The sequence below is a fragment of the Pseudoalteromonas sp. T1lg22 genome, from assembly GCF_002964645.1.
Lineage (GTDB): Bacteria > Pseudomonadota > Gammaproteobacteria > Enterobacterales > Alteromonadaceae > Pseudoalteromonas.
Genome location: NZ_PQBY01000006.1, coordinates 173305 through 194024 on the forward strand (window position 1 = coordinate 173305; position 20720 = coordinate 194024).

22 protein-coding genes are annotated in these 20720 nt (G+C 50.2%); 16 read left to right on the plus strand and 6 right to left on the minus strand.

All coding sequences use genetic code 11. The features are described from left to right. Positions 1 to 69: 69 nt before the first annotated feature. Positions 70 to 2913: a bifunctional [glutamate--ammonia ligase]-adenylyl-L-tyrosine phosphorylase/[glutamate--ammonia-ligase] adenylyltransferase gene (gene glnE / locus C2M24_RS03005; protein WP_105213267.1), complete on the minus strand. Its 2844-nt coding sequence runs from the start codon at positions 2911 to 2913 to the stop codon at positions 70 to 72. Positions 2914 to 2983: 70 nt separating this feature from the next. Between glnE and C2M24_RS03010 the strand changes: the two genes are divergently transcribed. From C2M24_RS03010 to ruvX, 6 genes are read left to right on the plus strand one after another with little or no spacing between them, the layout of a single operon-like run. Beyond that, positions 2984 to 3874 carry a DUF350 domain-containing protein gene (locus C2M24_RS03010; protein ID WP_105199618.1) on the plus strand — a complete coding sequence of 297 codons (891 nt, stop codon included), beginning with the start codon at positions 2984 to 2986 and terminating at the stop codon, positions 3872 to 3874. Between the two features lie 15 nt (positions 3875 to 3889). After that, complete coding sequence (locus C2M24_RS03015) at positions 3890 to 4312, plus strand: hypothetical protein (RefSeq protein ID WP_105213268.1); 423 nt, start codon at positions 3890 to 3892, stop codon at positions 4310 to 4312. Between the two features lie 36 nt (positions 4313 to 4348). Next, positions 4349 to 5083 (plus strand): 16S rRNA (uracil(1498)-N(3))-methyltransferase, encoded by a 735-nt coding sequence (rsmE, locus tag C2M24_RS03020; protein ID WP_105213269.1) that lies wholly within the window; start codon positions 4349 to 4351, stop codon positions 5081 to 5083. Between the two features lie 56 nt (positions 5084 to 5139). After that, positions 5140 to 6093 carry a glutathione synthase gene (gene gshB, locus C2M24_RS03025; RefSeq protein WP_105213270.1) on the plus strand — a complete coding sequence of 318 codons (954 nt, stop codon included), beginning with the start codon at positions 5140 to 5142 and terminating at the stop codon, positions 6091 to 6093. A gap of 13 nt (positions 6094 to 6106) precedes the next feature. After that, entirely contained in the window at positions 6107 to 6664 is a 558-nt protein-coding gene (locus C2M24_RS03030; protein ID WP_105199614.1) for a YqgE/AlgH family protein, read from the plus strand. Beyond that, positions 6661 to 7110: a Holliday junction resolvase RuvX gene (gene ruvX, locus C2M24_RS03035; RefSeq protein WP_105213271.1), complete on the plus strand. Its 450-nt coding sequence runs from the start codon at positions 6661 to 6663 to the stop codon at positions 7108 to 7110. Before C2M24_RS03030 ends, ruvX begins: the two co-directional genes overlap by 4 nt. Positions 7111 to 7247: 137 nt before the next feature. Here the strand turns inward: ruvX and C2M24_RS03040 are convergent, their stop codons facing one another. Further along, positions 7248 to 8384: a PilT/PilU family type 4a pilus ATPase gene (locus C2M24_RS03040; RefSeq protein ID WP_105199612.1), complete on the minus strand. Its 1137-nt coding sequence runs from the start codon at positions 8382 to 8384 to the stop codon at positions 7248 to 7250. A gap of 14 nt (positions 8385 to 8398) precedes the next feature. Beyond that, complete coding sequence (locus C2M24_RS03045) at positions 8399 to 9451, minus strand: type IV pilus twitching motility protein PilT (RefSeq protein ID WP_105213272.1); 1053 nt, start codon at positions 9449 to 9451, stop codon at positions 8399 to 8401. Between the two features lie 31 nt (positions 9452 to 9482). Here C2M24_RS03045 and C2M24_RS03050 point away from each other — a divergent pair, with 31 nt between their 5' ends. The 8 genes from C2M24_RS03050 to C2M24_RS03085 all read left to right on the plus strand — a co-directional run bounded on the left by C2M24_RS03050 (position 9483) and on the right by C2M24_RS03085 (position 16607). Next, positions 9483 to 10172 carry a YggS family pyridoxal phosphate-dependent enzyme gene (locus C2M24_RS03050; RefSeq protein WP_105213273.1) on the plus strand — a complete coding sequence of 230 codons (690 nt, stop codon included), beginning with the start codon at positions 9483 to 9485 and terminating at the stop codon, positions 10170 to 10172. Between the two features lie 44 nt (positions 10173 to 10216). Continuing rightward, a complete protein-coding gene (gene proC, locus C2M24_RS03055) occupies positions 10217 to 11038 on the plus strand; it encodes a pyrroline-5-carboxylate reductase (RefSeq protein ID WP_105213274.1) in 822 nt (273 codons plus the stop codon). Between the two features lie 20 nt (positions 11039 to 11058). Further along, a complete protein-coding gene (locus tag C2M24_RS03060) occupies positions 11059 to 11592 on the plus strand; it encodes a YggT family protein (RefSeq protein WP_105199608.1) in 534 nt (177 codons plus the stop codon). 87 nt (positions 11593 to 11679) lie between these two features. Next, positions 11680 to 12117 (plus strand): DUF4426 domain-containing protein, encoded by a 438-nt coding sequence (locus C2M24_RS03065; protein ID WP_105213275.1) that lies wholly within the window; start codon positions 11680 to 11682, stop codon positions 12115 to 12117. A 10-nt stretch (positions 12118 to 12127) separates the two neighbouring features. Further along, positions 12128 to 12712, plus strand: coding sequence for an RdgB/HAM1 family non-canonical purine NTP pyrophosphatase (gene rdgB, locus C2M24_RS03070; RefSeq protein ID WP_105213276.1), 585 nt, complete (start codon positions 12128 to 12130; stop codon positions 12710 to 12712). A gap of 3 nt (positions 12713 to 12715) precedes the next feature. After that, a complete protein-coding gene (gene hemW / locus C2M24_RS03075; RefSeq protein ID WP_105213277.1) occupies positions 12716 to 13852 on the plus strand; it encodes a radical SAM family heme chaperone HemW in 1137 nt (378 codons plus the stop codon). A gap of 289 nt (positions 13853 to 14141) precedes the next feature. Next, positions 14142 to 14666, plus strand: coding sequence for a DsrE family protein (locus C2M24_RS03080; RefSeq protein WP_105213278.1), 525 nt, complete (start codon positions 14142 to 14144; stop codon positions 14664 to 14666). A gap of 99 nt (positions 14667 to 14765) precedes the next feature. Further along, a complete protein-coding gene (locus C2M24_RS03085) occupies positions 14766 to 16607 on the plus strand; it encodes a DUF885 domain-containing protein (protein WP_105213279.1) in 1842 nt (613 codons plus the stop codon). A 51-nt stretch (positions 16608 to 16658) separates the two neighbouring features. On the opposite strand, the gene C2M24_RS03090 is transcribed toward C2M24_RS03085, so the two are convergent. Together C2M24_RS03090 and C2M24_RS03095 are read right to left on the minus strand one after the other, a co-directional pair. Beyond that, the gene (locus C2M24_RS03090; RefSeq protein ID WP_105213280.1) at positions 16659 to 17714 is read right to left on the minus strand and encodes a PepSY-associated TM helix domain-containing protein; all 1056 of its coding nucleotides are present in this window, start codon (positions 17712 to 17714) and stop codon (positions 16659 to 16661) included. Between the two features lie 239 nt (positions 17715 to 17953). After that, positions 17954 to 18505, minus strand: a complete 552-nt coding sequence (locus tag C2M24_RS03095) for a cytochrome P460 family protein (RefSeq protein WP_105213281.1) — start codon at positions 18503 to 18505, stop codon at positions 17954 to 17956. Positions 18506 to 18862: 357 nt separating this feature from the next. Here C2M24_RS03095 and C2M24_RS03100 point away from each other — a divergent pair, with 357 nt between their 5' ends. Further along, positions 18863 to 19213 carry a hypothetical protein gene (locus C2M24_RS03100; RefSeq protein ID WP_105213282.1) on the plus strand — a complete coding sequence of 117 codons (351 nt, stop codon included), beginning with the start codon at positions 18863 to 18865 and terminating at the stop codon, positions 19211 to 19213. Positions 19214 to 19375: 162 nt separating this feature from the next. Then, entirely contained in the window at positions 19376 to 19615 is a 240-nt protein-coding gene (locus tag C2M24_RS03105; protein WP_105199599.1) for a hypothetical protein, read from the plus strand. A 341-nt stretch (positions 19616 to 19956) separates the two neighbouring features. Here C2M24_RS03105 and C2M24_RS03110 read toward each other — a convergent pair whose 3' ends face one another. After that, positions 19957 to 20673 carry an SIMPL domain-containing protein gene (locus C2M24_RS03110; RefSeq protein ID WP_105213283.1) on the minus strand — a complete coding sequence of 239 codons (717 nt, stop codon included), beginning with the start codon at positions 20671 to 20673 and terminating at the stop codon, positions 19957 to 19959. Between the last annotated feature and the right edge of the window lie 47 nt (positions 20674 to 20720).

Here is a 20720-nt window from a genome sequence, read left to right on the forward strand (position 1 = left end):
AGTCATCGACAACGACTTTGGCGGCTATAGACGGGCAAGTGCTTTAAAACAATTGCCCGCTAAGCCAGGCTAGTCAACTAAGGACGAGGAGAACAAGGCCGCCCACACATCACTGACGCTGGTTATTTCCTGTTGCACGTCCGCCTTGGCCACCAGCTTATCCTGGTTACGCAAACTCAATACATGATACAGACCGCGGTAATGGCAATAGGCATGGATCAGCTGCTGCGCCTCAGCTTCGCTGATGCAATCATAGGCCGCGGCGATTTCTAAAATGCGGATATTATCCGAGTAGGTCACCAGCTGCGGATGCTCGGCGGCATAAGCCAGCACCAGATACTGGGTAATAAACTCTATGTCCGTCATGCCGCCATGACCTTGCTTGAGGTCGAACAAGAGCTCGTTATCCCGACTCAGATGCTGGCGCATTTTCTCGCGCATCTGCTGTACATCTTGTTGTAATTGCACCCGCTCCCGGCTCTGCGTCAGTATGCTGTGGCGTATTTCATCAAAGCGCGTCGCCAAATCCTGACTGCCATAAATCACCCGCGCGCGCACCAGGGCCTGATGCTCCCAGGTCCAGGCCTGAGTCTGCTGATAATGCAAAAAGCTTTCGATATTAATGGCCAGCAGGCCTGATGAACCCTCGGGGCGTAAACGGGTATCCAGCTCATACAAGATACCGGAGCTGGTGCGGGTATTAAACAAATGCATTAGTCGCTGCGCCAGCTTTAAATAAAACTGGCGGGAGGAGATCTGCTTATCGCCATCGGTATTGGAGTCGCCATCATGGTTATGGACAAACACCAGATCGAGATCCGAGTCATAACCCAGCTCTAAGCCGCCAGCCTTGCCATAGGCGATGACCGCAAAATCCTTGTGTTCATCGTCCGTGCCCTCGGGACGACCAAAACGCGCCACCATTTGCTGCCAGGCCAGATTTACCGCCTGCTCAACTATGGCCTGCGCTAAGGCGGTCAGGTGATCGCTCACCTTCATTAACGGCAACACTCCGGTGGCATCGGCGGCGGCAATGCGCAGCTGCTGGGTTTGTTTAAACTGGCGCAGGGCTTCCATTTGCAGCTCAAGGTCCTGCTCATCAATCCGCAAAAAATATTGGCGGATCTCATTGCCATAGGCATCCAAGGGCAAAGGCTTGTAGAGCTCTGCCGGGTCGATCAGTTCATCGAGCAAAATAGGATGATGAGCAATTTGCTCCCCTATCCAACGACTGTGGGCACATAAACGCACCAATTGCTGCAGGGCACCTGGGTTTTCCAATAAGAGTTCTAAATAGGTGGTACGCGACATGATCTTATCGAGCACATTAGCGACCAAGGCGAATACCTCGCCGCTGGCGCTGATTTTTTGTAGCTGCGCCAAAACCTGAGGCATCAGCTTGTCTAAGGTATCCCGGCCGCGCTTGCCGATAGGCTGCTTGCTGACCCGCTCACGAAAATGCTGCAAAGGCGCCTGCCAGCTCGCCCTTTGCTCCGAGTCTAGAATAACATCGCTGAGCGCCTCAATATCGCCGTGCTCCCAGGCCAATACATACCCACTGTCCACTGTGGCACTGAGTTCCTGCTCAAACCCTATGACCTGCTCAAATTCAGTGCGAATGCGAACCATGGCGGCGTCAATCAGTGCCCGAGCCCCCTGCTCATCGGGCTGCTCTAGCAAATAGCTTAAGCGCAGCCAATCTTGATCGTTATCCGGCAACTGCTGGGTTTGCTGATCGGCAAAAGCTTGTAAATATTGCTCCACTCGGCGCAATAAGGCGTAGTCGTGCCAAAGCTGCTGATATTGGTCATCGTTGAATACCGTCAATGCGGTGAGCGCCTTAAGCGCCTGATGCAGCCCCGGAGTTTGCAATTGTCGCTCGCGGCCACCGCGAATCAGCTGCAGCGCCTGCACTACGAACTCCACCTCGCGAATACCACCGGCGCCGAGCTTAATATTGTCGACCAGACCCTTACGCCTTACCTCCTGTGCAATCAGCGATTTCATCTTACGCAGCGACTCAATCACAGAAAAATCGATATAACGACGATAAACAAAGGGTCGCAGCAAGGTATAAAATTCCTGATGGTAGGCGTTTGCGCTGCCGATCAGACGGCCCTTAAGCATGGCGTAGCGCTCCCACTCACGGCCCTGCTCCTGATAATAATCTTCCATGGCAACAAAGCTCATCACCAAGGGGCCACTGTCACCAAAGGGGCGCAGGCGCATATCGACACGAAACACGCGGCCATCGGCGGTGTGCTGATCCAGCGCCGCAATCACCTTTTGCGCCACCTTGGTGTAAAACACCTGAGCTTCTACGCTGCGACGTCCGCCCTGGGTTGGGACCGAGCGCGGATAGGTGAAGATCAAATCTATATCTGAAGAATAATTAAGCTCAAAGCCCCCTAGCTTGCCCATACCTAAAATCATCATAGGCAGGCGTTCGCCCTGCTCATCCAGCGGCTCACCATTGAGCCTGGCCACCTGCGCATAGGCCCAGCAATTAGCGGCATCGATTAACTTATCACTCAACTCGGATACATAACGCATGGAGTCGGCAATATCGTTTTTACACACCAAATCGAGGTAGGCTACATGCAACCAATATTGCTGTCGGTACAAACGCAAGCGGCGCTGCGCTTGGGCATCATCAAGCTCTTCCAAGGGCTCACTAAAAACCTCGGGGGCCGAATAGGACGCTTGTTGCTCGGGAGCGAGCAGCCACTGACCCCAGTGCGGATGGGCGCTGAGTACCTTAAAGGCAAAGTCGCTGAGCGCCAGTAATTGCACCAAGGGCGACCGCAGGGGCGCCTGCTGAGGCGTCTCGGTTTCCTGCTGGTTATATATCTCTTGATAGCGACTTTCACCAAGTTGTTGTAATAGTGAGGGAATAGTTATGGCTGCTGGCATGAAATAGCTCTCTTTTAAGTTACGGCCAAGCGTACTAGAATGAAGTCAAAGTTACTCTAATGTTGTCAGTATGACGTATTTTACCTTGTCAAACGAGTCCCTCTACACTTTTGCAATTTGCTTTGTGGCCATTGCCTTAGTGCTGTTTCTGCTGCGTATCTACACCCAGGTCAAGGCGCGACAAACCCTCAGTGAAGAGCTTGCCCAGCGCGATAACTTCGCCCTCGGCATCAGTTACGCCAGTTATTTGCTTTCTCTGGTGCTGGTCATAGGTTATCTACTCGACGACTTCTCCCTCGCCGTAATGAAGCAATCACCCTGGAAGGTGCCTTTTTTATTGCTGTTGATGATGCTGTTTATCAAGGTAGGTCAGGCCATACATCGCAAATGGATATTGAATCGTTTTAACGAAGAAAAGGCGATTTTAAAGCAAAACGTCTGTGCCGCCATGGTCGACTCCGGCATGTTGCTAGGCAACAGCATAGTAGTTATTGGATTAGTTAACTGGTCGCAAACCAATAGCCTATACTCTTTGCTAGTGGTGTCAGTCAGCTTTTTAATGTTGCAGTGCATGTTTGCCTTAGACAGCAAAATACGCGAGGCGCGCTTTGCTAAATTTAACCAGGGCGCATCACTGCAGAATAACTTTAACCTGGAAAACACCTCTATCGGCATCCGCTATGCGGGCAAGTCACTGGGTATGGCTCTGGCCATCTATGCCGGGCTTGCCAGTGCGACTTACCACAGCGGCAAGATGGTAGAAAACGTTTTTACATTGGCGGTACACTGTGGTCTGATGTGGATACTGGTTATGGCAATGTCACGGGTAGTACTTTTAATCGTGCTCTATCGCGTCAATACCGGTGTAGAAGTTGATCATCAGGATAATGTCGGCATAGCCGCGGTTGAGTTTTCGGTGCATTGCGCCATGGGCTATTTACTGATTCAATTTTTTGCATAGGGCATAAGGGCTCCCATGAACTTAAGCAATTTTCTCCTACTCGACGGTGATCCCCTGCTTAGTAATGCTTTTTGCACTCGAGTTGACAGTTCACAAGTGATTGTCGCCGGCGCCAATACCCGCCACATGGTTAAGCTTATGTTTGACCAACAGGCCAAGGATTATTGCTACTGTGATTTTACCAATGAAATCAGCGTGGCCGAGTTATCCAGTTACCTGTCGCGACATCATAAGATTGCCGGTGTGCTTATTTTTGCCGAGGTCTATAAGAGCGCCAACGACACCTTTAAATGGATAATTGATTCCCTGCATCCCAAGCGCTATCTGATCGAACAACACGACCAACATTACCACCTTGAACCTCTAGACACTCCCTTTCGCCACAACCACTTAAGCTGCAATCAGGACCCAGATTCACTTGCGCATTTAGGCGACTAGTTTAGACTGTCGCAAAACCCCCTTTAGAGCATTCATATGAGAGTTCCGCATATTTATGAACCGGCATCCCTAGAACAAGGCCTAGAGCTCGACCTAGGTGATGACGCCGCCGGACATATTGGCCGCGTGCTGCGCATGCAAAGCGGCGACCAGATCAGCCTGTTTAACGGTGAGGGAGGCGAGTATTTATGTGAAATTCTGATCGCCAGTAAAAAACAGCTTCGTGTCAAGGTGCTTGAATTCAATGACTTCGAGTGCGAATCCCCCTTGGCGATTCACCTTGGTCAGGTGATCTCCCGTGGCGATAAGATGGATTTCACCATTCAGAAATCCGTGGAGCTGGGAGTCAGCGAAATTACCCCCTTATTTAGCGAGCGCTGCGGGGTAAAATTGGCAGCGGACAGACTGGCTAAAAAGCATCAGCAATGGCAGAAAATAGCCATCGCCGCGGCGGAGCAATGCGGTCGCAACCGCATTACCACCATACATGAGCCCATGGCTTTAGAGCAATGGCTGCAACAAAGCACCAAAGCCACTAAACTTACCTTACACCCCCGCGCCGAGCACAGCATTAAAACCTTGGCCGCACCCAGCTCAGGCGTGCGCTTTTTAGTTGGTCCGGAAGGTGGTTTCAGCGATGAAGAAATCGCCTCAAGCCACAATAATGGTTTTATCGATATCCGCCTTGGCCCTCGGGTACTGCGTACGGAAACAGCGGCATTAACCGTACTCAGCGCGTTGCAGTTGGAATTTGGCGACCTCGGCAATTGATTTTGTCCGCCGCCAACCCCATTACATAATTAGAATTTTTTTAAGCGAGCATAGCAATGGCAATAAAACTGGGCATTATCAGCGACCCAATTTCTGGATTTAACATTAAAAAAGACACCGGCTTTGCGATGATGATGGAAGCGCATAAGCGAGGTTATGAGCTGTATTATATTGAAATGGACGACCTGTTTTTACGCCAGGGCCGTGCCTATGCTCATGCCGCTAAAGCTGCAGTGTTCGATGATCCTGAAAAGTGGTACGAATTGCAGCCCCAGGCCGATATTGCCCTAGGCGAGCTGGATATCATCTTGATGCGCAAGGATCCGCCGTTTGATACCGAGTACGTATATGCCACCTATATTTTAGAACGTGCCGAGCTAGAAGGCGCCTTGGTGGTGAATAAGCCACAAAGCCTGCGTGATGCCAACGAAAAGCTCTACACCGCCTGGTTTAGCGAGTTTACCCCAGATACCCTGGTAACCCGCTCGGCCAAGCAAATTCGCCACTTCCTTGGCGAGCATGGCGATATCATTCTTAAGCCTTTAGATGGCATGGGCGGCGCTTCTATTTTCCGCGTAAAACATGATGATGCCAATATCGGGGTGATCATCGAGACCCTGACCGAGCACGGCAGTCGCTATGCCATGGCACAAAATTATATCCCAGCGATCAAAGACGGCGATAAGCGCGTATTGGTAGTGGATGGTGAGGTGATCCCTTATTGTTTGGCCCGTATTCCGCAAAAAGGCGAAACGCGAGGCAACCTGGCCGCCGGTGGTCGTGGTGAAGTACGCCCGCTTAGCGATGATGAGCGTCGCATTGCCGAGGCCCTGGCACCAACTCTAAAAGCCAAGGGGTTGCTGTTTGTTGGTTTGGACATTATCGGCGATAAACTTACCGAAGTGAATGTCACCGCTCCGACTTGTGTGAAAGAAATCGAGGGCGAAACCGGTATATCTATTACAGGGCAGTTTTTTGATGCGTTGGAGCGTAAGCTCACGCCAGCTTAATTAAGGTACGCCTATGCAATCATTAACGAACCACTTTTTGATAGCCATGCCGTCGATGCAAGATCCCTTCTTCAAGCACGCGGTGGCCTACATTTGCGAGCACAATGATGATGGTGCCATGGGTTTGGTGATCAACCAGCCCATAGATGTGACCGTGGGCGAGTTGCTCGACAAGGTCGAGATAGATAACGACAAAAGCAGCCAGGCAGCTGGCCATCAAGTTTTCGCTGGCGGGCCGGTAAAAACTGACCGTGGTTTTGTACTGCACACCCCAAAACCCGGTTATGCTTCGTCGCAGGAGTTAAGCTCAGAAATCATGATCACCACCTCCAAGGATGTGCTTGCCAGCCTGACCACCAGCGATGCACCACAGGACTTTATAATCACCCTGGGCTACGCCGGTTGGGATGAAGGTCAGCTGGAAAAAGAGTTGCTGGAGAATACCTGGTTGATCATAGAGGCCGACCCGCAGATCATCTTTAATACTCCCATTAATGAGCGCTGGCACAAGGCCCTGGCTTTGGTGGGCATAGATGCAGACAAACTAAGCCTTGAGGCCGGACACGCATGAGTAACAGCAGTAAAGCACCACAGGGACAACGCAGCGTGATGGGTTTTGACTTTGGCACCAAAAGCATAGGCGTGGCCATTGGCCAGGAGCTTACCGGTACCGCCAATGCCCTGCGCGCTATCAAGGCCCGTGACGGCATTCCCAACTGGGATGATATTCGCGCCCTGGTCAACGAATGGCAACCGGATTTACTGGTGGTGGGTCTGCCATTGAATATGGATGGCACAGAGCAAGACCTGACCCATCGCGCCCGCAAGTTTGCCAATCGCCTGCATAACCAAACTGGTTTACAGGTCGAAACCCAGGACGAGCGCCTGACCACGGCAGCGGCCAGGGAGCATTTATTTGCCTCTGGCGGCTATCGCAACCTACGCAAGGATAATATCGATAACGCCTCGGCGGTGTTGATCCTCGAAAGTTATTTTTCCGCCGCCTACGGCGAATAAAGCCTTGTAGGTCGGGCTTGTAGCCCGACAATGGATTTACGACACATTTTGTCGGCCTGCAGGCCGACCTACAACGGATACAATAAGGGCGACCATGCGGTCGCCCTTAATTATTTATGCAGGTTTTTATGCCTGATTTAAAACTTATCGTCGTCGCTGCTTAAGCCGTCAACGGTCACACCTTGCAAGAAGCCGGCGCCCTGTTGGTCATTACTACGCAACTTGATCATCAAACGCAGATCGTTTGGCGAGTCCGCATGGTGTAGCGCATCGGCATAATTGATGCGTTTTTCCTGATAGTGGTTGAATAACGCCTGATCGAAGGTCTGCATACCGATTTGCGTCGACTTGGCCATCACCTCTTTAATCGAGCCGATTTCACCTTTTTTGATAAGCTCGGCCACCATGGGTGAGTTCAGCAACACCTCGATTGCCGCCACACGGCCATTGCCGTCTGTGGTGGGGATCAACTGCTGGGCGATAATGGCGCGCAAGTTCAATGCCAGGTCGTATTTCAGCTTCTCGTGCTTTTCTTTTGGCACCAGGTGCATAATACGGTCGATGGCTTGGTTAGCATTGTTGGCGTGCAGGGTTGCCACACACAAGTGACCGGTTTCGGCAAAGGCAAGAGCATATTCCATGGTCTCTTGCGAGCGAATTTCACCGATAAGGATCACATCCGGGGCCTGACGCAGGGAGCTTTTCAGCGCCGCTTCAAAGCTTTCCGTATCCAGACCCACCTCACGCTGAGTAATGATACTCTTATTATGTTCATGGACGAATTCAATCGGGTCCTCTATGGTCAGAATGTGACCCTTTTGATTGCGGTTACGATAACCTAACAGTGCCGCCATTGAAGTCGACTTACCTGTACCCGTACCACCAACAAACAACACCAGACCCCGTTTTTTCATGATCACATCGGTTAATACCGATGGTAGGCCGAGGTCTTCCGCATTAGGAATAACCGTGTTAATACGACGAATAACCATACCCGCCTGATCGCGCTGCCAAAATGCCGATACCCGGAAGCGGCCTTCTTCGGTGGCGATGGCGAAGTTACATTCTTTGGTGCTATGGAATTCATTGATCTGCTTGTCGGTCATGGCCGACTCAACCAGAGTCAGGGCCTCTTCATCGTTCAATACATGCTCGTCTAGCGGCGTAAGCTCACCATTGACCTTGGCGCTCACTGGTAAACCACTAGAAACAAATACGTCCGACGCCTCCAGGGCGACCATCTTATGCAGATGATGTGATAATGACTGTAACATTGTTGATTTCTATCCTACATACGGCCCGATAAACCGAACTGGGTTTTATCATGGGCTTTAGCTTTAGCTGCTTGAGTACTGATCAGGCCACGGTTCAATAATTCGTGTAAACACTGATCCATGGTTTGCATGCCGTGGGCGGCACCGGTTTGTATGGATGAATACATCTGCGCAATCTTATCTTCACGAATAAGGTTACGAATCGCCGGAATGCCTATCATGATCTCATGGGCGGCAATACGGCCACCGGAAACTTTTTTCAGCAGGGTTTGTGAGATAACCGCACGCAATGATTCCGAAAGCATAGAACGCACCATGTCTTTCTCTTCACCGGGGAATACGTCGATAATAAGGTCTATGGTTTTTGGCGCCGAGGTGGTGTGCAGGGTGCCGAATACCAGGTGACCGGTTTCCGCCGCCGTCATTGCCAGACGAATGGTTTCCAAGTCCCGTAGCTCACCCACCAGAATTACGTCGGGGTCTTCACGCAATGCACTACGCAGTGCGGCGTTAAAGCTATGGGTATCGCGGTGTACTTCCCGTTGGTTGATCAAACATTGTTTATTTTGGTGTACAAATTCGATCGGGTCTTCAATGGTCAGAATATGATCGTGACGGTTGCTGTTGATGTAATCGATCATCGCCGCCAGGGTAGTTGATTTACCCGAACCTGTCGGCCCTGTCACCAGTACCAAACCACGCGGGTTGTCCGAGATAGTTTTGAAAATCTCCGGTGCACCTAAGTCTTCCAGGGTGAGAACTTCGTTCGGGATGGTACGAAACACAGCCGCAGGACCACGGTTGGTATTAAAGGCATTAACACGAAAACGCGCAAGATTCGGCACTTCAAACGAAAAATCCACTTCCAGCTTTTCTTCGTATTCTTTGCGCTGTTTATCGTTCATAATGTCATAGACGAGCCCACTAACTTCTTTTGCTTCCAGCACGGGAATATTAATGCGGCGCACGTCACCATCGACACGGATCATAGGTGACACACCAGCAGAAAGGTGTAAATCCGAGGCCTTGTGTTGCACACTAAAGGCCAGTAATTCGGTAATATCCATAAATAGGACTCCACAACCAACTGATAACTTTATGGTTACAATAGCAGAACGACTCGATGCCGCCTATGACAGAATAGCTCATGCGGCAAAAAAAAGCGGCCGTGATTATAATGACATCACTTTAATCGCCGTTTCTAAGAAAAAACCCTTAGAAGATATTCTAGCGGCTTTTGAGCATGGCCACAGAGAATTTGCAGAATCTTATGTGCAAGAAGGGGTTGAGAAGGTTCGCCAGCTTAGTGAATATAAGAATATAGTATGGCACTTTATCGGCCCGATTCAGAGCAACAAAAGTAAGGCCATCGCCGAACACTTTAGCTGGGTGCAAAGTATCGACCGCGAAAAGATAGCAAGGCGTCTTAACGAGCAACGTCCTAGTAACATGAAACCTCTACAGGTGTTAATTCAAGTTAACATAGACGAAGACCCCAATAAATCCGGTTGCTTGCTTGATGAAGTACCGGCTCTGGCTGCCTTAATCGAGAACTGCAAACAGTTAAATTTGCGCGGTTTGATGGCCATTCCGGCACAAACACCAGACTTTGACGCACAATTACAATCTTTTAAGCAATTAAGTGCTTGCTTTGATAGACTAAAGGACCAATATCCACAGCTCGACACCCTGTCTATGGGCATGAGTGGCGACATGGATGCGGCAATCGCCGCCGGCTCCACCATGGTGCGCATTGGCACCGCCATTTTTGGCGAACGTGAGCAATAGCACTTAGGCGCCGAACATCGAATAACACAAGATTTGAGGTCTATATGTCACAGCAAACCATCGCGTTTATCGGTACTGGAAACATGAGTTACGCCATCATTGGCGGCATGGTGAAAAATGGCTTTGCCAAAGAGCAGATCATTGCCACCAATCGTAATCAGGAAAAACTCGCGAAGGTGGCCGCGGACTTTGGTGTACGCACCACCGCCGATAATATTGAAGCCCTGCAACAGGCCGACATCATAGTTTTGTCGGTTAAACCCCAGATGATGGCCGAGTTGGCACAAAGCTTTATTGCCGCTGGGGTCGACTTCAGCGACAAGGTCTTTATTTCCGTTGCCGCCGGTATCACGGTGAAACGTCTACAGGAAATGCTGAGCCACCCGGTAAAAATGGTGCGCTGCATGCCAAACACGCCTTCGCTGCTTGGTCGTGGCGTCAGCGGTCTGTATGCCGAAGGCACCAGCGACGATGAGAACCAGTTTATTGAAGCCGTGTTTAAAAGCACAGGCCTGGTGGTCTGGGTCGATAAAGAAGAGCAAATCAATGACATCATAGCCGTCACCGGCTCGTCACCGGCCTATTTCTTCTTGTTTATGGAAGCCATTGAACAAAAAGCGATTGAGCTGGGCTTTAATGCCGAGCAAGCACGCGCTCTGGTACAGCAAACCGCTCTGGGTGCGGCGGAGATGGCTCTGTCGCAAACGGATATCAGCATCGCCCAGTTACGCGCCAATGTAACGTCCAAAGGCGGCACCACCCACGCTGCGGTGGAGCACCTTAAGGCGCATGGCTTAGTTGAAAACGTCTCCGGCGCCATGGATGCATGCATTGCCCGCGCCCAGGAGATGGAACAAGAAATTTAATTTTTATTAAGGCTGAACGCATGAACTCAGTGCATTTTTTAGTTGGCATCCTGTTTGATTTATTCCTTATGGTGGTGCTTCTGCGCTTTTGGCTGCAGGCGGCACGCGCGGACTTTTACAACCCGCTCAGCCAGTTTGTGGTGAAAGCCACCAGCTTTGCCGTGAATCCGCTGCGCAAGGTGATCCCCGGCTTTGCCGGTTTAGACATTGCTTCCCTGGTACTGGCCTTTATCGTCGCCTTTGCCAAGGTAGCCACCCTGTTGCTGATGTTTGGCGAAGGCTGGAATACCAGCTTAGTGCTGATGGGCGGTGTTTTCACCCTTATCCGCGAGGCCTTGCAGCTGCTGTTCTGGGTGTTGATCATTCGCGCCATCCTAAGCTGGGTGAGCCAGGGCTATAACCCTATCGAAGCCATCTTCCATCAGTTGACCGAGCCCATGCTACGGCCGATAAGAAAGGTGATCCCTCCCATCGGCGGCTTAGACCTGTCGATCCTGGTGCTGATCATCGGCTTACAATTTTTGCAGTTCTTATTAATGGATTTAACCCGTTAATCATGTCTCGGGCGGCACTAGTTCGCCCGATTTCTGATACACTTACTGAGTAGACCTTATAGTACTCACAACACAGGAGTGGCAGCTATGAAAGCCCTGCTATACAGCCTAATTTTAAGCCTTCTGTGCATGGCACCAAGCTATGCGGCGCAAAACGAAGTTCAAGGCGGTCAGTTTAAAAACCTTGGCCATTGGCAAGTTCACTATATTGCCTTTCCCTCAACCACTATTACGCCTCAGGTAGCCCGCAGCTATAACTTAGAGCGCGCCGGCGACCGAGCCCTGATTAATATTTCCGTGCTCAAGAACGACAAGGCGCAAACCGTGGCCATTTCCGGTGTGGCGAAAAACCTGCTGGGACAAAGCGAGGAACTTGAATTCCAGGAAATCAAAGAAGGCGACAGCGTTTACTATATCGCCCAGATGCGTTTTGAAGATGAAGAAACCTACCGCTTTGAAATTACCCTGACTCAGGGTACGACAGTGGAAGTGCTGCGCTTTCATCAAAAGCTATACAAAGATTAAGAGAGAACAGATGACAACTTGGGTGCTTGCCACCGGCAACAAGGGTAAGGTTGCCGAGCTCAGCGCGCTATTAAGCGACTTAAATATCACCATAAAGCCACAAAGCGACTTTGACGTTAGTGATGTAGCCGAGACAGGCACCACCTTCGTGGAAAACGCCATTATCAAAGCCCGTCACGCCAGTGCGCAAACGGGCTTGCCGGCCATTGCCGACGACTCGGGCCTAATTGTCGATGCCCTCGATGGTGCCCCCGGCGTCTACAGTGCCCGCTATGGTGGCCCAGGCGCCAGCGACGGTGATAATATCGATAAACTGTTGCTGGATATGCAGGGGCTAACAAAGCGCAGTGCGCGCTTTTGCTGCGTGCTGGTGTTAATGCGCCACAAAGACGACCCATTGCCGCTGATCTGTCAGGCTACCTGGGAAGGCGAGATCACCGAACAGCGCAGTGGTTTTGAAGGCTTTGGTTATGATCCCGTGTTTAAGGTCGAAGGCCTGAATAAAACCAGTGCCGAGCTGACCAAGGCCGAGAAAAACGCCATTAGCCATCGCGGCCAGGCATTACAGCTGCTACTTGCTCAATTGCAGGGTTAACGCGTGACCCTGCCTCCATTAAGTCTATACATACATATTCCCTGGTGCGTACAAAAATGCCCTTACTGCGACTTTAATAGTCACGGTCAAAAAGGACAGCAGATCCCCGAACAGGAATATGTGCAGCACCTGCTTGCCGACTTGCGCACCGATGCCCCGCTTGCGGCCGGACGTCCTATTCACAGTATTTTTATCGGTGGCGGTACTCCGAGTTTGTTATCGGGTGAGGCGCTGCAAACCCTGCTCGATGGCGTGCGTAAACTTACGCCGCTGGCCGACAACGCAGAAATCACCCTGGAAGCCAACCCGGGCACCGTGGAGTTCGGGCGCTTTGCCGACTATGTTAAGGCCGGTGTGAATCGTATTTCCATCGGCGTGCAGTCCATGCAGCAGGATAAGCTCAAGGCCCTGGGGCGCATCCACAGTGCCGATGAAGCCAAGCGTGCGGCCGAACAGGCCCATCAGGTGGGGCTGCGCAGCTTCAACCTTGATTTAATGCATGGCCTGCCTGGGCAGAGCATAGACGATGCCCTTGGGGATCTACGCCAGGTTATCGCCTTAAATCCGCCGCATATATCCTGGTATCAGTTGACCATAGAGCCCAATACCCAGTTTTATTCCAAGCCGCCGACCCTGCCCGAAGACGACACCCTGTGGCAGATACAGGAGTTGGGCCAGGACCTGTTGCGCGAGGCCGGTTATCAGCAGTATGAAATATCTGGTTACGCAAAACCCGGCCATCAATGCCAACACAACTTGAATTATTGGCGGTTTGGCGATTATATAGGCATAGGTTGTGGCGCCCATGGCAAAATAACCACACCCGATGGCGACATAGTGCGCATCGAGAAGGTGAAGCACCCGCGCGGTTATATGGATCTTACCAAGCCCTATTTATATAAGCAGTGGTCCGTTACAGACGACGAGCGACCCTTTGAGTTTATGATGAACCGTTTGCGTTTGGCTGAGCCCTGCCCCCTTGCAGAGTTCCAACAATACACGGGGTTAGACCTGAGCCAGATTGAAGCTCAGTTACAAGCTGCGCAGCAGCAAGGCTTGCTCAGTCGTGACAACACCCATATTAGGGTAACCGAACGTGGGCATAGGTATCTCAATGAGCTGCTGGAAATGTTCGTTTAATAGGGTCTGTTTATCTTTGCGGTTTACTTTATGTTCAATCTAAACGCATTCTGATCACGACGCTCGTTATGATGCATAGTCATTCTATGTACATAGCGAGCAACACAGAGCAGGAGGCGTTTAGATGAACCCGCAGGGCAGCGCTTGTAGCGCATTTCTACTGTGTTGTTACATGTTTATGTAGAATAACTACACCACACATGTGCCGCCTTGTATAAATCCGCTACAAACGGCTGCAGAAACAAACAACAAAGGTCAACAGACCCTAACAATAACTAGGATAAGAATAATGAAATTAACAGGTTTGCTTTTAGCTATTTTTTTATTGAGCCCTTGGGCTTACGCTGAACAAGCAAACCCTGTTATTCAAGACTTTGGTTACTTTTATCAGGTACCAGAGCATGCCACCATAGCTGCGGATACCCGCTATAAAATCGCCTTCGATGTGGCCCCTGCGGCCAAGGCCGGCGAGCAAAATAACCATATCAATTCCCTGGCGCGCTTTATTAATATGCATGTGGCGCACGGGGTTAAACCAGAAAATATTGAATTAGCCCTGGTTGTTCATGGTGGCGCCTCGGTCGATGTGCTGAGCAATAAATTCTATAAAGAGCGATTAGGGGTGGATAACAAAAATCAGGCCCTGATCAGACAATTACTGGATAACAACACCCAGGTCTATGTGTGCGGTCAGTCTGCAACCCATTATAAAATCAGTGCCGAGCAGTTGATCCCCGGTGTACAAATGGCGCTTTCCGCCATGACCGCCCATGCGCAACTGCAGCAGCAAGGCTACACATTAAATCCATTTTAAAACCGCTCCCATCGGAGCCTTAAAACAACAAGATTATTTTAACTTTCGCGGGGCATCTGCCTTCGCACAACAACAAGTGAAAGGATAGGTAAAATAACTATGCGCAAGCTAACACTTATCGCCGCAGCCATCAGCGCCACACTGCTGGCTGGTTGCCAAAACACACAAAACACCAGCACACCGGCCGCAACGCCAGCGCCGGTACAAGAGATTGCTCAAAGCGAAGTCGAAAAAGCCAACGCTTTTTTTGAAGAAGTCTTTAACCGCAACATCATGCGCAGCCCTACATTCCAAACTTATATGGGTATTAAAAAAGACTATGATAAGTGGGATGACGAAAGCGAAGAGCGCGCCCTAGAAGACCTGGCTCTGGCCAAGGCAGATCTGCAAATGCTGAAAACCATCGACCGCAGCAAGCTTGATGCCACTACACAGGTGAGCTACGACCTGATGCAGCAAAACCTTGAAGAAGGCATTAATGATTTCCAATGGCGCTACCACACCTACCCGGTAAACCAGATGTATGGTACCCACTCCATGGTGGCAGCGTTTTTAATTAATCAGCACAGCATTGCCAATGTAGAAGAAGCAAAGGCGTATATCGCCCGTTTAAACGGCGTGTCTAAATTGTTTGCCCAGTTGGAAGAAAACCTGGAAACCCGTGCCAGCAAGGGTATTATTGCGCCTAAGTTCGTGTTCCCTCATGTGATTGAAGCGAGCCAAAACATCATTACTGGCGCGCCGTTTGGTGGCGAGCAGGACTCAACCCTGCTAGCCGACTTTAAACGCAAAATCGACAAGCTAGAGATCGATACAGAGCAAAAGCAAGCCCTTATCGCCGAGGCCACCGAAGCCCTTAAGGTCTCGGTTAAGCCGGCCTACGCCAGCCTTATCGGTTACTTGCAGCAGCTTGAAAAGCGTGCCGATGAGCGCGACGGCGCCTGGAAGTTCCCTGACGGTAAAACCTTCTATAACACCATGCTTGAGCGCACCACCACCACAGACCTAACGGCGGATGAAATCCATGCCATTGGCCTTGCCGAGGTGCAGCGTATCCATGATGAAATGCGTGCGATCAAGGAAAAGGTGGGTTTCGAGGGCGATCTCAAAGCCTTTATGGAATTTATGAAAACCGACAAGCAGTTCTACTACCCAGATACCCAAGAAGGCCGCGATGCTTACTTGGCCGAAGCGGTACGCGTAATCGATGATATGAAGAGTCGTTTAGACGAGCTGTTTATCGTGAAGCCTAAGGCAGATTTAACCGTGAAGGCGGTAGAAGCTTTCCGTGAAAAGTCTGCGGGTAAAGCCTTCTATCAGCAGCCTGCGCCGGATGGCTCACGCCCGGGCGTTTACTATGCCAACCTGTACGATATGGAAGCCATGCCCACCTATCAATTGGAAGCCCTGGCGTATCACGAAGGGATCCCAGGTCACCATATGCAAATCGCCATTGCCCAAGAGCTTGAAGGCGTACCTAGTTTCCGTAAGTTTGGCCGCTTCACCGCCTACACCGAGGGCTGGGGACTGTACTCTGAGCTACTGCCAAAAGAAATGGGCCTATACCAAGACCCTTACTCGGACTTTGGTCGCCTGGCCATGGAACTATGGCGCGCCTGTCGCCTGGTTGTTGATACAGGTATCCACGCCAAACGTTGGACGCGTCAGCAAGGCATCGATTTCTACGTAAACAACACACCGAATGCCACCTCGGATGCGGTGAAAATGGTTGAGCGTCATATCGTAATGCCATCACAAGCCACAGCCTACAAGGTCGGCATGCTGAAGATCGTTGAGCTGCGTGAAGAAGCGAAAAAGGCTCTGGGTGACAAGTTCGATATTCGTCAATTCCACGACGTGGTATTGAAAAACGGCCCGGTACCGTTAAACCTGCTTGAAGAAATGGTGGCCGAATGGGTTGCTAAGAAGCAAGCCGCCTAATCTTACTATTGAGATTGGAATGAAAAAACGCCGGTCAGTGACTGGCGTTTTTTATTTTCGTCCCCGCCACATCACCAGCCCGGAAACCACAAAGAATACCGGTAATAGGCTCAGCAACAACCAGAGCACCTGTACTATGGGCCCGGCAAAATCACCGATATGAAACTTGTATTTAAAATTCCATACCTGAGTAGGCAGATTGGCGGCGGCGCCATCGAAACTATTAATCACTTGCGCGCTGTAAGGATTCACCCAGACCCAGGAATAGGCATGGCTTTCTCCGGGTTGTTTGAGGCGCAGCGCCAAAGGCTTTTCCGCGCTTTTGGGGAAATAAATGCGAAACAAGGCAGCCTCCGGAAACACGGCCAAACCCTTTTCAAACGCCTCTTGGAAGTGCGTTTGCGTCATGGGGGTAATGTCATCAACCCGGGGGCGGGATTCAACCTGCCCCGGCAGCACGGCGTTGACCACGGCCTGTGTCGGCGCCTTCCAGTTAAAGGCAATGCCGGAAAAGGCGATAAGTAGCAAGGGCAAGCAGGTATACACGCCGAGCACATGGTGCACCTGGCGGTTGATCACCCGGGCCTTTGCGCGTCGGTTTATCTTCAGGCGTTTTAAGCGCTGCTTGGGTTTTACCCAGAGGTAAAAACCGACCAAGAGCACCAGCATAAAGCCCAGCGCCATGGTTGACACCCAGTTGCGCAGCGGCATTTTGCCCTCACCGTCGCGCCATAATAACCAGCGATGCAAACCCATGGTAAAGCCGTACAAGGTATCGTAATAAGCGTAGCTATGCAGCACCTCTGCCGTGCTTGGCTCCAGGCTCGCATAACTGTCATCGGCCAGCCTTGCCTGCCAGGCCCAGCGGCTATCTTCTTCTATACTGATAAACTCTATCTTTTGCCCGCTCTGCTCCTGTACTTTTTGATACAGGGTATCCAGATCCAAGGGCGCCTCAGATGTGGCGCGCTGCCACAGCTCAGGATTCACAGCCAGTTGGATATCCTTGGCATAGATCAAAAGCGCCCCGGTGAGTGACATCAGCACTAAAAAAACGCTGATCACCAGCGCCAGGGTCAAATGAATTTTTCGTGCTACGCGTTTCAAACTGCAATTCCATTGGCTAACAACCCGGTCATTTTAAATGATAATAGGTATCATTACCATAGAGTGAGAAAGTTTATTCTGCCTCCGGCCCTGATGCGAAAACGAATAGGTTTGACCTTAAAAGCTAGTAAGGATTCGGCACTGAGGCTTGAGTTAGGGTGAAGACCAGATCAACAATGGCTTGTTCCGAAACCATAGCAATTTTCAGTTCAAGCCATTACTTGGGCGTTAGCACATAACTACTTTTTCAATACGGGATAGCCTTGGGTATACACCCAGTCAGTATCCTTGGCTGGCATATGACAACTTAAGCAGTCATTTTTGTAGTTGGTGGCTACATTTTTCGTCGGATTATCAGGTTTAAATAATGCCCACCCCCAACCGTCTCCCCACAAGGGGTTGTCCGCAAACCTGTTTTTACCGTCCTTGACCATCACAAACCATTGTTTGATCTGTCCACTCTCGTAACTTACGCCTTGGCCGGTCGTAAAATCACCGCTCTCGGCCACCCTTAACTCTTTAATAATCACCGCCCCATCGGGAAACTCGCCGGTGTTGCGATAGTGCTCTAACGTGCCCTCGCTGGCATAAACGCCGTGAAAGCCGCTGGCATCACCGCTGGGTACCAACCAGGAGCCAAGGTGGGTGGTTGAGGTTCGAAAATCGGTCGCTAAAGTAATATTTCCTTCTTTATCAACAAATTCTTTAGGTAGATCCTTTGCTAAAGCGCCATAGGGCAGACCTGCGATAAGCCCACTCAACAATATTATTTTCACTTGGTTAAGTTTCATATTGCTCTCCTATTGAGACTCTCTAAGGATAGTTAAAGGTTAAAATATAACCATGCAATATCATTCATACAGGCCTGTTTGAAAGCTTGCATTAGACCTTCTCAAAAAGCTTGCTTCAAAGGTTAGATCTGGTCGGTTCACCGACGTCAAGACAGAGGAAACACAAGGCTTTCGGCTAATCCTCGCCATCTTTAAAGTACGCTTATGAAAAAGTCTTAGCTGGCAAAAACTTGAACGATTTGTTATCAATATATGTGGAAACGAACGGGGAAAGGTGCATGCTGACTAATGCCGGCGTTGCCACTACCAAATTATGACAAGCTGTTTTTTACCTCACACTAGGATAGGGAAATTAAAATGAAAATTCACACGAGTTTGTTAGCGCTCTCTCTATTGGCTTCTGCCTCGGGCTTCGCTGCTGAGACTTACCAAGTCACTACTTCAGTCTATACAAATGGTGAATTGGTTGCTTCGCCTGTTGTGCTAGTGGAAGCGGACAAAGCGACTTCAATGACCATTGGCGAGAACTTTAGCTACAATTTGACGGTAAAGCCGAACCAAGATGAAACGGCAGATGTTATTACGGCACTTACCCTTGAGAATGACACCCTCACCCCATCGTTCACGGTTGCCTATGGCAAAGAAGCCAGTATAGAAATTGGTACTCAAAAACTGACAATCTTGGTGAGTAGAATTGACAACCAATAGCCGTCACCAAAAACGCGCCGGCTGGGCGCCCAACCCAGGATAAGTGGCAACAATAGGTACTAAATTGGGGAATGGTCAACCTAGAAAAGAAAGGTTTCTGGCCATTAGTGGTTCAAAAATTAACTAGGCACATTAATACTTTAAAAAACATGGAATAAAAATATGGAAATTATGGCATTTATCGGAATTGTAATATTTCTCATAGGTGGAATAGGTTTTCTAATAGCTGCGTTTAAAACCAATATCCTTTGGGGATTGGCGTGTCTATTTATCTCACCCGTTTCGATAATATATTTAATTTTGCACTGGTCAGAAGCTAAGAACCCATTCTTTCTTCAGCTTGCTGGACTTGCAGTCGTTCTTTTTTCTGGCTCTATGGGAGCGGATATAGCGTTAAATTAGAACTTCCCCGTTAATTTACTCCAAGCTCACAGGTATCGAACCTCCCGTTTAGATTCGCGCTTTCGATCTCAGATTTTGTTGTGGAGTGTGTCATTAAGAGTGAGGCACGATGCCGAGCTAGATTTATCAGCACAGGGATGTGCTGTTAAATCGCCTCAATGACTAAACGAAACGTTTAACAAAACGCTGAGTTCGCAAGCATAAGCGAATCACGGGCGCCTTGGGGTTCCAAGGGGCGGTTGGCGCAAACCGCCCTTTGGTTGCCGTCGCCAACGCGACATGAACTAACCTCTGTGCAAGGAATTCACCCTTGAAGGTGACCTCTTGTCAGCGTCCTAACATTAGTCCACCAAATAATACTCAACCGTACTCACTACCCGCACCTTCTTCAGGTGCGGCGAGCTTGAATCTCGGTCGCTGATACTAAACTGTCCCTGACGCGCCGATTTAATTTTGCCGAGCGTCGAGTCCGAGTCGCGGGCAAATTTAACCGCCACTTCGCGGGCGTTGCGGGTGGCCTGCTCTATCATCTGCGGCTTAATATCGTTTAAGCCGGTAAACAGGTATTCGATACGGTTGGTGTAACGGTCACCGCCTATGGCGATACCTTGCTTAGCCAGTTCGCTGATCTGACTGCTGGCATGGCGTACCTTGTTAGGATCTTGGCTGTACACCGACATGTTAGCGCTAACCAGGTAGCGTAGGCCGACCTGCTCGGGTCCGTATTGCTGCGCTTTTTTGTCAACTACTGTGACCTGCCCCAGGGAGATTTCCTCGTCACTAAAACCGTGCAGCTTTAAAAATGCCACCACGGCGTTTTGTTTTTGCTCCACCGCACCGGTAACCTGCTCTAGTTGCTCACCGGCTTCGGTGAAAACTATGGGCCAAATGGCAGTGTCCGCCTGTACCTGCTGCTCGGCTAATCCCTTCACCACCACGGTGCGATCCATAGCCTTAAACTCTATGATGGCATTGCTGAGCAAGATGCCGATAGAGGCCAACCCCAAGGCTAGAAGAAAAGCAGGTAAAATATTGATGTGCGTTATACTTTTGTGCATTGATGCTTCCTTTTTGCAACAAGTATGAGACTATATTTCGGTATCCA

Bases quoted from the DNA above. Each gene is read 5' to 3' on its own strand.
- C2M24_RS03080 (WP_105213278.1), top strand. From the start codon at position 14,142: ATGAAATTAACAGGTTTGCTTTTAGCTATTTTTTTATTGAGCCCTTGG.
- C2M24_RS03060 (WP_105199608.1), top strand. From the start codon at position 11,059: ATGAACTCAGTGCATTTTTTAGTTGGCATCCTGTTTGATTTATTCCTT.
- ruvX (WP_105213271.1), top strand. From the start codon at position 6,661: ATGAGTAACAGCAGTAAAGCACCACAGGGACAACGCAGCGTGATGGGT.
- C2M24_RS03105 (WP_105199599.1), top strand. From the start codon at position 19,376: ATGGAAATTATGGCATTTATCGGAATTGTAATATTTCTCATAGGTGGA.
- C2M24_RS03010 (WP_105199618.1), top strand. From the start codon at position 2,984: ATGACGTATTTTACCTTGTCAAACGAGTCCCTCTACACTTTTGCAATT.
- C2M24_RS03100 (WP_105213282.1), top strand. From the start codon at position 18,863: ATGAAAATTCACACGAGTTTGTTAGCGCTCTCTCTATTGGCTTCTGCC.
- C2M24_RS03040 (WP_105199612.1), bottom strand. From the start codon at position 8,384: ATGTTACAGTCATTATCACATCATCTGCATAAGATGGTCGCCCTGGAG.
- glnE (WP_105213267.1), bottom strand. From the start codon at position 2,913: ATGCCAGCAGCCATAACTATTCCCTCACTATTACAACAACTTGGTGAA.
- C2M24_RS03085 (WP_105213279.1), top strand. From the start codon at position 14,766: ATGCGCAAGCTAACACTTATCGCCGCAGCCATCAGCGCCACACTGCTG.
- gshB (WP_105213270.1), top strand. From the start codon at position 5,140: ATGGCAATAAAACTGGGCATTATCAGCGACCCAATTTCTGGATTTAAC.
- C2M24_RS03015 (WP_105213268.1), top strand. From the start codon at position 3,890: ATGAACTTAAGCAATTTTCTCCTACTCGACGGTGATCCCCTGCTTAGT.
- C2M24_RS03110 (WP_105213283.1), bottom strand. From the start codon at position 20,673: ATGCACAAAAGTATAACGCACATCAATATTTTACCTGCTTTTCTTCTA.
- rsmE (WP_105213269.1), top strand. From the start codon at position 4,349: ATGAGAGTTCCGCATATTTATGAACCGGCATCCCTAGAACAAGGCCTA.
- C2M24_RS03065 (WP_105213275.1), top strand. From the start codon at position 11,680: ATGAAAGCCCTGCTATACAGCCTAATTTTAAGCCTTCTGTGCATGGCA.
- C2M24_RS03050 (WP_105213273.1), top strand. From the start codon at position 9,483: ATGGTTACAATAGCAGAACGACTCGATGCCGCCTATGACAGAATAGCT.
- C2M24_RS03030 (WP_105199614.1), top strand. From the start codon at position 6,107: ATGCAATCATTAACGAACCACTTTTTGATAGCCATGCCGTCGATGCAA.
- proC (WP_105213274.1), top strand. From the start codon at position 10,217: ATGTCACAGCAAACCATCGCGTTTATCGGTACTGGAAACATGAGTTAC.
- rdgB (WP_105213276.1), top strand. From the start codon at position 12,128: ATGACAACTTGGGTGCTTGCCACCGGCAACAAGGGTAAGGTTGCCGAG.
- C2M24_RS03095 (WP_105213281.1), bottom strand. From the start codon at position 18,505: ATGAAACTTAACCAAGTGAAAATAATATTGTTGAGTGGGCTTATCGCA.
- C2M24_RS03045 (WP_105213272.1), bottom strand. From the start codon at position 9,451: ATGGATATTACCGAATTACTGGCCTTTAGTGTGCAACACAAGGCCTCG.